The sequence below is a fragment of the Bacillus sp. Root131 genome (assembly GCF_001429475.1).
In the GTDB taxonomy this organism is placed as follows: domain Bacteria; phylum Bacillota; class Bacilli; order Bacillales; family Bacillaceae_G; genus Bacillus_A; species Bacillus_A thuringiensis_S.
Window position 1 is genome coordinate 128,720 of record NZ_LMJQ01000043.1, and the last position, 13,587, is coordinate 142,306.

Sequence of the window (13,587 nt, forward strand, 5' to 3'; positions counted from 1 at the left end):
CTTCAATATCTCTTCTTTGCTACGAATGGTGAAAAATTGGTATACTATAACCAAATTATGGAGGTGTTCTCGCGATGACTCATTATAAAGACGATAGTTATGCCTTACATACAGACCTATATCAAATCAACATGGCTTATACATATTGGAAAGATGGTATTCATAATCGCCGTTCCGTGTTTGATTTATACTTTCGAAAGCTTCCATTTGAGAACGGCTACGCTGTTTTTGCTGGCCTTGAGAAAATTGTAGAGTACATAGAAAATTTCAGCTTTACTGAAAGCGATATCGCTTATTTAGCAGAATTACAATTTGAAGAAGAATTCCTTCATTATTTACAAAATATGAAATTCACTGGGACGATTCGTAGTATGCAAGAAGGTGAAGTTGTATTTAATAACGAGCCTTTATTACGCGTTGATGCACCACTGGGTGAAGCACAAATTATTGAAACCGCTCTCTTAAATATTGTGAATTACCAAACATTAATTGCAACAAAAGCAGCCCGTATGAAACATGCTGCAAATAATGATGAGCTTTTAGAGTTCGGCACAAGACGTGCCCACGAGTTCGACGCTGCCCTTTGGGGGACGCGTGCTGCCTTTATTGGTGGTTTCTCCTCTACAAGCAATGTTCGTGCTGGGAAACGCTTTGGGATCCCTGTAGCTGGCACACACGCTCACTCTTTCGTTCAAGCATATCGCGATGAATACGTCGCGTTTAAGAAATACGCTGAAACTCATAAGAAGTGCGTCTTTCTCGTTGATACATATGACACATTGAAATCTGGTGTTCCAAATGCAATTCGTGTTGCAAAAGAATTTGGGGATCGTATTGATTTCTATGGTATACGTCTTGATAGTGGTGATATGGCTTATTTATCGAAAAAGGCACGAAAACTACTAGATGAATCAGGGTTTACAAATACAAAAATTATCGCTTCTAGCGATTTAGATGAATACACAATTATGCACCTTAAATCTCAAGGGGCAAAAATTGACGTATGGGGTGTTGGGACAAAATTAATTACGTCCTTTGAGCAACCTGCATTAGGGGCTGTTTACAAACTAGTTGCGATTGAAGATACTGACGGAAAATTAAATGATACGATTAAAATTTCATCTAATCCTGAAAAAATTACCACTCCAGGACTGAAACGAATTTATCGTATTATCAATCGGGTTAACGATCATGCAGAAGGCGATTATATTGCGTTAGATTCTGAAGAACCTGGAAAAGAAGAGCGCTTAAAAATGTTCCATCCAGTTCACACATATATAAGTAAATTCGTAACAAACTTTGAAGCCCGTGAACTCCATAAAGACATTTTCGTTAACGGTGAAAGAACATATGAACTACCAAGTATATTAGATATTCAGCAATATAATGAACAGAGTCTCGCTCTATTTTGGGAAGAATACATGCGAACTTTAAATCCCGAAGAGTATCCTGTCGATTTAAGCCAAGAATGTTGGGATCATAAAATGAATTACATTCAAACTGTTCGAGAACAAGTTGAAAAAAACATACAAAAGTAAACAGAGAAGTTTCTCCTTCTCTGTTTTTTCAATACTATATGGATATTTGTAAAAAATATATTAAAATAATACGACGAATGTTTTTTATTTGTAAATTTTAATATCATATTATTTAAAAGTAAAATAATATTTGATATTATTTTATTAAATCAATTTCAACAAAATAACCAATAAAAAAGAGGACGCAGGTTGCGTCCTCTTTTTTATAAATCTTTCACTCGTAATACACGCATTGCATTTAACACTGCAAGTAGTGTCACACCAACATCTGAGAAAACAGCTTCCCACATTGTTGCAATACCAAAGGCACCAAGTAATAGAACGATCCCTTTTACACCTAAAGCAAAGATGATATTTTGCCACACTATACTTCTTGTGCGTTTTGCAATTTTTACAGCTGTCGCAATTTTTGAAGGCTCATCAGTCATAATAACGATGTCTGCCGCTTCAATTGCTGCATCTGATCCTAAACCACCCATCGCAATACCAACGTCTGCACGGGCTAATACTGGTGTATCGTTAATACCGTCACCAACGAAGGCAATTTTTTCTTTTCCATGCTTCGCTGCATCAATTTTTTCAATCTCTTCTACTTTTTGTTGCGGTAGTAATTCCGCATGAACTTCATCTAAGCCTAATTCTTTACCGACAGCTTCACCAACTGTTTTTGCATCACCAGTTAACATTACTGTCTTTTTAATACCTAGTTCTTTTAACTTTTGAATCGCTTGTTTCGAATCCTCTTTTACCTCATCAGAAATAACAATATAACCTGCATATTTTCCATCTATAGCAACGTGAACTAATGTACCTACTGTTTCTGGTTGTTTAAATTCAATATTTTCTTTTCTCATTAATTTTGCATTACCTGCAAAAATTTCTTTTCCTTGTACTTTTACGACTGTACCGTGACCAGAAATTTCGTTATAATCATCGATTATTTTTTCATCAATTGATTTTCCATATGCCTTTCGAATAGATTGGGCAATTGGATGGTTAGAATACACTTCAGCAAATGCCGCATACTCTAATAACTCTTCGCTTGTAGTACCTTCGCTCGGTTCCATTTTTGTAACTTTGAAAACACCTTTTGTTAATGTTCCTGTTTTGTCAAAAACAATATATTTTACATCATTTAAAGCTTCTAAATAGTTACTACCTTTTACTAACACACCACTTTTAGATGCACCACCGATACCTCCAAAGAATCCAAGAGGAATGGATACAACTAACGCACATGGACAAGAGATTACTAAGAACACTAAAGCTCTATAAATCCACTCAGAGAATGTAGCCCCTTCTAAAATAAGCGGTGGAATAAACGCCATGATCGCCGCTGTAATAACTACAACTGGAGTGTAGTAACGCGCAAACTTCGTAATAAAGTTTTCTGTTGGTGCTTTTTTACTGCTTGCATTTTGAACTAAATCTAAAATTTTCGATACAGTTGATTCACCAAATTCTTTTGTAACTTCAATTGTCAACACGCCGTTTTGGTTCACAAAGCCACTTAATACATCATTTCCAACTTCAACTTCACGTGGTACAGATTCACCAGTTAATGCTGAAGTATCTACCATTGATGTTCCTTCAATTACTTTTCCGTCTAATGGTACTTTCTCACCTGGCTTAACGATAATATAATCGCCAATTTGTACATCTTCTGGTGATACTTGTTTCGTTTCATTTCCAACCTTTACATTCGCATAATCAGGACGAATATCCATTAATGAAGTAATTGATTTTCGAGAGCGGTTTACCGCAATGCTTTGGAATAGTTCTCCTACTTGATAAAATAGCATTACTGCTACAGCTTCTGAATATTGCTGAATTGCAAAAGCTCCTACAGTTGCAATTGCCATTAAGAAGTTTTCATCAAATACTTGGCCACGAGTTATGTTTTTTACCGCTCTCCAAACGATATCTCCACCTATTAATAAATAAGCAAGGACGAATAACGGAATTGTTACCATTTGTGGTAAGCCCGCTAATGCAGCAATTGCCGTCAAAATTCCGCCAACCACTAATCTCCCTACCATCTTTTTCACATTTGCTTCACCATGATCGTGACTATGTCCGTGGTCATGACCGTTCTTCTCTTCACGAACAACTTTCACATCTGGCTCTAACTTTTGAACGACATTTGTTATATTTGCTACAGTCGCTTCTAGTTCTCTTTTATTCGCAACTTCTACTCGTAGTTTCTTCGATACGAAATCAACAGTTGCTTCTGAGACAGCGGGCATTTCCTTAACTTTATTTTCAATTTTCATTGCACAGTTCGCGCAATCTAAACCTTCTAATATAAATACTTCTTTAGCAATTTTATTTTTTTGTTCTTCTTGCACTTTAATATGCGGTTCTAATTTTGTAACGAGTTGTTTTGCTTCTGTAACAACTTCGTTTTCTTTATTTTGTGCTGTTTCTAAGATCATTGTCTTTGTTGCGAAGTTTACAGAGCAAGAATTTACTCCTTCTATATTCCCAACACCTTTTTCAATTTTCATTGCACAGTTCGCACAATCTAAACCTTCTAACATCAATTTCTTTTTCACTAATGCTTCAGCCATCGTTCTCCCTCCTCGCGTTCTTTTTATTCTTCTTCGTTTACGTGCTCAAACGCTTGCTCGAAGATATGAATTACGTGCTGATCAGCTAACGAATAATAAACAACCTTTCCTTCTTTACGATTCTTTACAAGTTTCGCTTGCTTTAACACACGAAGCTGATGCGAAATAGATGATTGTGTCATTCCTAATAAATAAGCTAAATCACAAACGCACATCTCAGCTTCAAATAGCGCATGTAATATTCTCGTACGTGTACGGTCACCTAATACTTTAAATAGTTCTGCTACTTTACTTAAACTTTCATCAGTTGGAATTGTTTGTTTTACTTGCTCAACAACTTCTTCATGAATTATCGTTTGAGAACATGTCTCTTGTGGTGTTTCTACTTTATTTCCAGCCATTATAGCTCACCTCTTTAATTGAACATATGAACAATCATTCATATATTTTATACTCTTATTATATGAGCACCTGCTCATATGTGTCAATGAAATCTGAATTTTTTTATGAACATTTTAATAAGGCATATACATATTTTCCGCATCCTCTATATTCTCATACAAAAAAGGATGCACAAGTCGCACACCCCTTTTTTTCATATTCCGACATAAAAATTCAACAAAGTAATATATGTTCCCTTTATTTCAACAAAAGAAAAAGCCTTGCGCGCTCCCTAGACGCACAAGGCTTACTGTGTTATATCCCTTTAATTAGCTTGATCTAAATTATCCTGCGAACTGCTATCGTCTTTTAAATGACTATGTTTTTTCGAATAAACAAAGTATACAACTACTCCAATTGCTAACCAAATACCAAAGTATATCCATGTTGTTAACGGTAAATTTACCATTAAGAATAGACAACATGCAATTGAAATAATCGGTAAGATCGGTACAAGTGGTACCATAAATCCACGTTGTAATTTCGGATGCGTTTTACGAAGAATGATAACAGTTACACCAACCATGGCGAATGTTAATAACGCTCCAATATTCGCTAAATTCGACAATTCTTTTAAATCGATAAATCCAGCAATTAAAGCACTACCAATTCCTGTTAACCAAACTGAAAATGTTGGCGCTTCAGTCTTCTTGTTAATTTTCGCAAAAGATTTTGGTAATAAACCATCACGGCTCATTGCGAAGAATACACGTGTTGTCGCATAAATGTAAGCGAAAATTACAGCCATAATACCAATTACAGCTCCAATTGCAATTACACCAGCCACTTTATCTTGTCCTACAACTTCTAACACATACGCCATAGCTTCAGGTACATCTAATTCCTTATAAGAAACCATACCTGTCATAACGAGACAAACTACAACATAAATAATTGTACAAATAACTAACGAAGCAATAATACCAATTGGTAGATCACGTTGCGGATTTTTTACTTCTTCAGCAGAAGTTGCTAATGCATCAAATCCTAAGAAAGCAAAGAATACTGCTGCTCCCCCTGCGAACACTCCACTTAAACCGTAAGGTGCAAATGGTATCCAGTTTTCTGGTTTCACGTAGAATACACCAACTGCAATGAATAAAACAACAATACCAATTTTAATTAATACCATTATGTTATTCACACGCTTACTTTCTTTCGTACCTCGTGATAATAACCAAGTTATCACTAACGTAACAATAACTGCTGGTAAGTTTACCATACCACCTTGCGCTGGAATCGTTAGCAACGCTTTCGGAATTTCTAGTCCCAGCCCACTCACTAAATTATTGAAATAACCCGTCCATCCGCCAGCTACTGCGGCAGTCGTTACGACATATACGGATAACAATGTCCATCCCATTAAATGAGCAACAAACTCACCAATTGTTGCATACGAATATGTGTACACACTACCTGAAACAGGAAGTGTAGATGCAACTTCTGCATAACATAATGCTGCAAATCCACAAACAATTGCTGCAATCATAAATGAAAAAATAACTGCTGGACCAGCATCTCTTGCTGCTACTAATCCAGTTAATACTAGAACTCCTGTACCAATTATCGCACCAATCCCTAGCATTGTTAGGTCAAATGCCCCTAGCGTTTTCGTCAAAGTTTTACTTTTACTTTCCCCTAACAATTGCGTAACGGATTTCTTTTTAAATAGGTTGGCCACGATGTATGCCCCCTTTTGCCAAGAAGAGCTAAGAGATCTTCACTCTTAGCTCTTATCATGTTGTTTTATATATTGTTCGATTTTGTTTTGTATAATGCTTCTATTAGCAAGATACTGTCTTTGCTTCTAATAATTCTTTAGCACCTTTGTACTCTACACCGTGAGCTTCTGCAACTGCTTCGAATGTTACATAGCCATCTAATGTGTTAATACCTTTTAGTAATGCAGAGTTACCTAGGCAAGCTTCTTTGTAGCCTTTGTTAGCAATTTGTACTGCATATGGTACTGTTACGTTTGTTAATGCAAGAGTTGATGTACGTGGAACCGCACCTGGCATGTTTGCAACTGCATAATGAACAACGCCGTGTTTTTCGTAAGTTGGGTTATCATGAGTTGTAATACGGTCAGTTGTTTCGAAAATACCACCTTGGTCAATCGCGATATCTACAACAACAGAACCTGGTTCCATTGATTTAATCATTTCTTCTGTTACAAGTTTTGGAGCTTTTGCACCTGGGATTAATACTGCACCGATTACAAGATCAGACTCTTTAACAGCTTCTGCAATATTGTAAGGATTAGACATTAAAGTTTTTACTTGGTTTCCGAAAATGTCATCTAATTGACGAAGACGTTCTGCGCTTAAGTCGATGATTGTTACATCCGCACCTAGTCCAACTGCAATTTTAGCAGCATTTGTACCAGCTTGTCCACCACCGATGATTGTTACTTTACCACGTTTAACCCCTGGAACACCTGCAAGTAAGATACCTTTACCGCCTTTGTTTTTCTCAAGGAATTGTGCACCAATTTGTGCAGCCATACGACCAGCTACTTCACTCATAGGTGCAAGTAATGGTAATGAACGGTTTTCTAATTGTACTGTTTCATATGCGATAGAAACAACTTTTTTCTCGATTAAAGCTTTTGTTAATTCTGGCTCTGGAGCTAAGTGTAAGTATGTGAACAAGATTAAGCCTTCACTGAAGTGTTTGTATTCGCTTTCAATTGGTTCCTTAACTTTCATAACCATTTCCATGTTCCAAGCTTCTTCAGCTGTATCAACAATTTTTGCTCCCGCTTCAACATACTGAGCGTCTGTGAAACCAGATCCTAAACCTGCACCCTTTTGAATGAATACTTCGTGATTGTTACGAATTAAATGTACAACACCTGCTGGTGTCATTGCCACACGGTTTTCGTTGTTTTTAATTTCTGCTGGTACCCCAATACGCATAATGAAATGCCCCCTTATAATTAACAGAAAAAAGAGATTCTTTTTTCTTTTTGTAATAATTAATAACTTATGTCCTTATTCTAGCATAACTTAAAAGTTATGAAAACGCTAACATACCATTTTCCTAAAGTTTTTATATTTAGAATAGTGTAAATATATAAAACATTGATTCTATTAGGGGTTTTGTGTCATTCCATTATCTTTCACTCTATTTTTATTATACTATTTCAAAATAAACAGCAATCATTTATTATTTGACAATAATGTAACAATGTAAGAAACCTAAGCGATAACGTATACATATACAGTTATTACTTTACTCAATACTTTAGAGATATATTCTTTTCACAAAAAAACAGCTGCTAGCATTTAGCTAGCAGCTGGGTAACTTATAAATAACTTAGAAAATAAATCATCTGTCGTTTCAGTAATTTTATCAAACAGATCACTTTCTTCCGCTTCTTGCTCTTTTAACATCTTAATTGTTTCACGTGCATCTTCAGGATAATCGGTTATGATACCATCTACGTTTAACTTATAATATGCCTTTAAATTTTCCATATCATTTACTGTCCATACGTAAATTGGTTTGTTTAACTTCCTTGCTTCTTTTACTAATTTCTTATTTAACATATATTCTTCTGCTACGTAAAAGTCAGCCTTCACATTCTTTAAGTTAGCTCTACTTGCATACAATATATACCCTACTTTTATATCTGGATTTGCACGTTTAAACTCTTTAATAAGTGGATAGTGTAACGTTTGAATTACACATTGCTTCTCAAATTCATTATCTTTAATCGTTTTTAAGACTTTGTTTACAAAATCTTTTTCGCCCCCATGAAGCTTCACTTCTATATTAAGTTTGATTTTGCCATTTGCTAGCTTAATGATTTCATCAAGTGTACTTATTTGTCCTGAAAGTCCATCTTGACTAAGGGTAAGCTGCCTTAACTCAGCCATCGTTAAATCTGACACATGCACATTGGCATTGGCAAGACGCTTCAGCTTCAAATCATGTATAACCGCTAGTTCACCGTCTTTCGTTTGTAATACATCTATTTCAGCGTAGTCTGCTTTTGCATCAATAGCACCTTGCACAGCTTCTTTCGTATTTTCTACGCCTTTTGATATATACCCGCGGTGCGCCATAATAATTGGTTCTTTATACGAATTTGAAATAAACGTTACAATGAAGGCAACAACCATTCCAGCAGTAATAATCCCCACAATATATACGCCAATAAATTTCCAACGATGTTTTTGGAAGAAACATTTATCTGCTTTCGTTTTCGAATAATCTAATCCTTCTTCTAATAAAACATCTTCAACCGGTACCTTTTGTAAGTATAATCGCGTAATCGCCATAATATAAAATGGCGTCACGATAAAACTAAATAAATACAATGTACTCGTTAAAAATACAGAAATCGTTGATTCTGCTAATAATGCAAATGTTCCTTTCGGATTTGTAAATTCATAAATACCCCATAGGCACAATAAATATATTCCCAAAAATACGACATATACAATTCCAATTGAAATAAAAAATCCTACTAAAAAGAGCAGTACTTTAAAAAAGCTTTCCTTTACTAAAGTTGCACTTTTACGTGCTGCCACGCGAAATGATTTTTGCTCTAAAACAACAATAGGTAGAACGAAAATCCATCGAAGATTTATATACGCGACTACAGCAAAGAACGTGTAATAACCAACTTGTCCCATCGTTGTCTTAAACAGTTCTCCTGTAATGAAGTTAGGAATTTGAATTTGCGGGATTAATGCCGTTTCATATCCCATATTTAAAAGAGGCAACAATACGACAGCATATAAAATAAATCCTGGTAAGCAATATGTGAAAAGAGTAGGTAAATACGTTACCGTTTTATATAAAATCGGACGTAATTTCACCTTCTGTCTTTTATGAGCGAAATACGAAATAATAATAAGCACCGCAAATTCTGTAAAGATAAGAAACAGTGCTAACAATGACAAAATTACGATTGCTAAGATGCCATAAGGCGTCTTTAAAAACGCTAATAATTCATCATTTGTCGCATTTGCATAACCACCAAAATACAATAATTTATTAAAAATGATTCCAAATAGTGGAACAAACACAATCGCTGCTAATAATTTATAAGCAAGTTGAAAAGTTAATACATTCCAAAAAGCAAATTTAACTGTTTGAAAGGAATGTCTCATTACTCCTGGTATAGATAGTTTTTTACGGTGTTGCATATACTCCTCCAAATTCTAAAACGGTATTTGAGATGGATTCCATATTTCCAGTTCTAATCCATCTTTTTAATAATAATATATTCCGCTTAACATGAACACTCTTATACATATAATGAAAAAAGTGATGGCTACTTCCCATCACTTTTTCATTTATTCTATTTTTTCTCTAGCCCTTGTCCAAATGCTTTCAAGAAGCTAAAACCGAATGTAATAGCTCTATTGATATCTGGATCTTTTAATACTTTAAAGAAATCCATCACTTTTGTTTTTTTACCACAATTTAATTCATCTGTTGCAAATTGCAATCCTGTAACTAAACTTGACGTAATTTGCTTCGTTATTTCTGGGTCAACTGAAGATAACGCTTCTCCTGCCCCCATCATATTATTTAACGCATTTTTAACGGGTTCACGATTTAATTGCTCCACAGCGATTTTTGAAACATCTTCCTTCGCAGCAAGTAAACTAATTGCCGCATCTAATATACCAGCCTTCTGCAACTGTGCTAAAAGCTGCATCGTTTCTTCTACTGCTTCACGATTATTAGATAGCTCATTTAGAAGTTCATCTGCTACTTGCTGTTTCTGTTCTTCCTCTGTTACAACTTTCTTTTTAATTACAGTAATTTCTTTCGCCACTATCTCCGCCCCCTAGTCCACAAGTGATACGTATTGTTTTCTTTGCCATTTTTGCTCGATTTCAACACCGTTTTGCGGATTACGCTTTTTATCTCTCGGGTTTGAAGATGGTAACGGACGATTCCCTTTTTCACGTAGTACACGCATCTTTACCATCGTTTGTTTGTACGCTGGTGTACATGTATAAAGATCTGTCGCCGTTCCAGTTAAAATATTGATTGCCTCTTCATTTACCGTTGCATGCATCGGTAAATATAGCTCTTTCCCCGTTACACGATCTGTAACAAGTGCCTGTACTTTAATTTTCCCAAATGGTGATGCTAATTCTACAAGACCACCATCTTTCACATTGCGCTCTAGGGCAAGTTCAGGCGAGATTTCAACGAACACTTCAGATACTTTAGATAAAATACCAGCCGATTTATTCGTCATATTCCCTTCATGGAAATGTTCTAACATACGACCATTATTTAAAAGTAAATCATACTCATCTGGTGCTACAACTGGTGGTACCCATTCATCTAATGATAGACGAGCTAGTTTATCCGGGAAGTTAAATCCGTCCACATATAATAGCGGTGTATCACTGCCATCATGGCTACCCCAACATAAACTATTCCATCCTTCTAAACGATCGTATGTTGCCTGAGAATATAAAGGTGCAAGCGATGCGATTTCATCCATGATTTCACTTGGACTTTCATAATTCCAGTCCCCGCCAAGTGCACGAGCTACTTTTTGTAAAATCCACCAGTCTGGCTTTGAATCACCAAGCGGCTTCAATACTTCATATAATCTTTGAATACGGCGCTCTGTATTCGTAAATGTTCCCTCTTTTTCTAAGCTTGGTGCTGCCGGTAAAATAACATCAGCAAAACGAGCTGTTTTCGATAAGAACATATCTTGAACAACAAGGAAATCTAAATTCGCTAAAATATGTTGTACATGGTTGGCATTCGAATCTACTAAAGCCATTTCTTCACCCATAACATACATACCACGCAGTTTCCCTTCATCTGCCGCCAGTAACATTGCAATATTATTTAAGCCTGGTGCTTTCGGAATTGTAGTACCGTATGCTTTTTCAAATTTCGCACGGAGCGCATCATCTGAAACTGCTTGGTAACCTGGAAGCCAGTTTGGTAATGTTGCCATATCACAAGCGCCTTGTACGTTATTATGTCCGCGTAATGGATATGCTCCTGCACCAGGACGACGATAGTTACCCGTAACAAGCAATAGATTTGAAATTGCTGCTGAAGTTGTACTTCCTCCAGTATTTTGAGTTACACCCATTCCCCAAAGTACACAAGTACCATCTGCTTCATATACCATACGAGCCATTTCTTTCAGATTTTCTTTCGAAATCCCCGTAATTTCTTCTGTATAATCAAGCGTATACTTTTCTACCATTTTGCTATATTCATCAAAATTCTTCACATTTTCAGCTATGAACTTTTTATCGTGCCAATCTTGATCAATAATATATTTCGTAATACCAGCGAGCCATACGTAATCAGTTCCTTGGCGCGGATGAATGAATAAATCCGCACGCTCTGCCATTTCATGTTTACGAAGGTCTGCCACAATTAATTTTTGGTCATGTAATTTATGAGCACGTTTTACACGCGTTGCAAGTACAGGATGTCCTTCTGTTGGATTTGCTCCAACGATAATGACAAGGCCTGCTTCCGCAATATCTTTCACTGTTCCAGCGTCCCCGCCCATACCGACAGTTTTAAATAAACCGTCTGTTGCTGGAGATTGACAATAACGGGAACAGTTGTCTACATTATTCGTTCCATATATTTGACGGGCTAGTTTTTGCATAAGATAATTTTCTTCATTCGTTACTTTCGAAGAAGAAATAAACCCAAATGCATCACTTCCATATTCTGATTTAATATGCTGCATATTGGATGCAACAACTTCCAGAGCCTCTTCCCATGAAGCTTCAACAAACATATCTCCTTGGCGAATTAATGGCTTTGTAATACGATCTTCACTGTTTACAAAATCCCATCCAAATTTGCCTTTTACACATGTGGAAATACCGTTAACCGGCGCATCTGAAACAGGCTGCACTTTCAAAATGTGGCGGTCTTTCGTCCATACTTCAAATGAACAACCTACACCACAAAATGTACAAACTGTTTTTGTTTTATTCACTTTCGTCTTACGCATCGCAGCCTCTACTTCTGAAACTGCTAAAATACTACTATATCCCGGCTCTACATCCTTTACAAAATCAATCATCGGATCTAACACATCCGGTTTCAATCCTGTCATGAATCCAGCTTCACCCAGCATTGTTTTTTCCATTAACGCATTACATGGACATACTGTTACACACTGCCCACAACTTACACAAGATGAGTCATTTATACTTACACCATTGTCCCATATAACACGTGGACGGTCTAAGCTCCAATCAATTGATATAGTTTCATTCACTTGTAAGTTTTGACATACTTCTACACACTGCCCACAAGCAATACATTGATTTGGATCATATCGATAAAATGGATGTGACATATCCACTTCACACGCACTTACTTTTGGCTCATACGGATATTTCTGTTCCTCAATTCCCATCATATGTACTGTATTATGGACTTTACAGTTACCATTATTGTTATCACAAACGGTACAATACAATAGATGATTCTCTAATATTCGATCCATTGCCTCAGTCTGTGCCTCTTTTGCACGCTGGGACTGTCTTTCGATATGCATACCGTTCTCTAATTTCGTTGAACAAGCACGCAATAACTTTCCATTTACTTCTACAATACACGTATCACAAGTTTGAATTGGATCTACTTCTGGTACATGACAAATTTGAGGATGTTCCAAATTACTCTCGTTAAATAATTGTAGTATCGTCTTTTCACCTGATGCAGAAAATTCTTTACCATCGACGGTTACACGGACTGTCTGTTCTGCCATAGTTTCCCCTCTCCTTACAACCAACTGTACAACACAATTATGAATCCGTTTTCAAAATCGCATTACTGTACATATTTTTGAAACGCTCTACCCAAATACTTTCTTATGAAGTCGATTCTAGATGTTATAAGGTATAACTACGAAAGCTTGAAAATATCACTATTCTACAGTTCTATTATATCGTACATATACAATAATAACCAAAATAATCTGTGATCTTCTTGTTAATAGGTGTTTTTATTTTTTCCATTGTTTTATGATAAATGTGGGAGAGAAATACATATAAAAGGGG

The 13,587-nt window shown here is 36.1% G+C and carries 8 protein-coding genes; 1 reads left to right on the forward strand and 7 read right to left on the reverse strand.

Annotated features, from left to right (window positions below; translation table 11 throughout):
• Positions 1–74: 74 nt before the first annotated feature.
• Positions 75–1,538: a nicotinate phosphoribosyltransferase gene (locus tag ASE54_RS31245; RefSeq protein WP_000150180.1), complete on the forward strand. Its 1,464-nt coding sequence runs from the start codon at positions 75–77 to the stop codon at positions 1,536–1,538.
• Positions 1,539–1,741: 203 nt separating this feature from the next.
• Here ASE54_RS31245 and ASE54_RS31250 read toward each other — a convergent pair whose 3' ends face one another.
• The 7 genes from ASE54_RS31250 to fdhF form a co-directional block, all read right to left on the reverse strand.
• A complete protein-coding gene (locus tag ASE54_RS31250; RefSeq protein WP_000796565.1) occupies positions 1,742–4,108 on the reverse strand; it encodes a heavy metal translocating P-type ATPase in 2,367 nt (788 codons plus the stop codon).
• Between the two features lie 23 nt (positions 4,109–4,131).
• On the reverse strand, positions 4,132–4,509 hold the full coding sequence (locus ASE54_RS31255; protein ID WP_000918378.1) for a metalloregulator ArsR/SmtB family transcription factor: 378 nt from the start codon (positions 4,507–4,509) through the stop codon (positions 4,132–4,134).
• Between the two features lie 305 nt (positions 4,510–4,814).
• Positions 4,815–6,230, reverse strand: coding sequence for an amino acid permease (locus ASE54_RS31260; RefSeq protein WP_001284899.1), 1,416 nt, complete (start codon positions 6,228–6,230; stop codon positions 4,815–4,817).
• 103 nt (positions 6,231–6,333) lie between these two features.
• Positions 6,334–7,467 carry an alanine dehydrogenase gene (gene ald / locus ASE54_RS31265; RefSeq protein ID WP_001219743.1) on the reverse strand — a complete coding sequence of 378 codons (1,134 nt, stop codon included), beginning with the start codon at positions 7,465–7,467 and terminating at the stop codon, positions 6,334–6,336.
• Between the two features lie 369 nt (positions 7,468–7,836).
• On the reverse strand, positions 7,837–9,708 hold the full coding sequence (locus ASE54_RS31270) for a glycerophosphodiester phosphodiesterase (RefSeq protein WP_001164709.1): 1,872 nt from the start codon (positions 9,706–9,708) through the stop codon (positions 7,837–7,839).
• A gap of 155 nt (positions 9,709–9,863) precedes the next feature.
• Positions 9,864–10,346, reverse strand: a complete 483-nt coding sequence (locus ASE54_RS31275; RefSeq protein ID WP_001040538.1) for a DUF1641 domain-containing protein — start codon at positions 10,344–10,346, stop codon at positions 9,864–9,866.
• A gap of 12 nt (positions 10,347–10,358) precedes the next feature.
• Complete coding sequence (fdhF, locus tag ASE54_RS31280; RefSeq protein ID WP_000840671.1) at positions 10,359–13,295, reverse strand: formate dehydrogenase subunit alpha; 2,937 nt, start codon at positions 13,293–13,295, stop codon at positions 10,359–10,361.
• Positions 13,296–13,587 lie beyond the last annotated feature (292 nt).

Excerpts from the sequence above, each read along its gene's own strand:
- ASE54_RS31245 (WP_000150180.1), top strand. The coding sequence starts at position 75 with ATGACTCATTATAAAGACGATAGTTATGCCTTACATACAGACCTATAT.
- fdhF (WP_000840671.1), bottom strand. The coding sequence starts at position 13,295 with ATGGCAGAACAGACAGTCCGTGTAACCGTCGATGGTAAAGAATTTTCT.
- ASE54_RS31255 (WP_000918378.1), bottom strand. The coding sequence starts at position 4,509 with ATGGCTGGAAATAAAGTAGAAACACCACAAGAGACATGTTCTCAAACG.
- ASE54_RS31270 (WP_001164709.1), bottom strand. The coding sequence starts at position 9,708 with ATGCAACACCGTAAAAAACTATCTATACCAGGAGTAATGAGACATTCC.
- ald (WP_001219743.1), bottom strand. The coding sequence starts at position 7,467 with ATGCGTATTGGGGTACCAGCAGAAATTAAAAACAACGAAAACCGTGTG.
- ASE54_RS31250 (WP_000796565.1), bottom strand. The coding sequence starts at position 4,108 with ATGGCTGAAGCATTAGTGAAAAAGAAATTGATGTTAGAAGGTTTAGAT.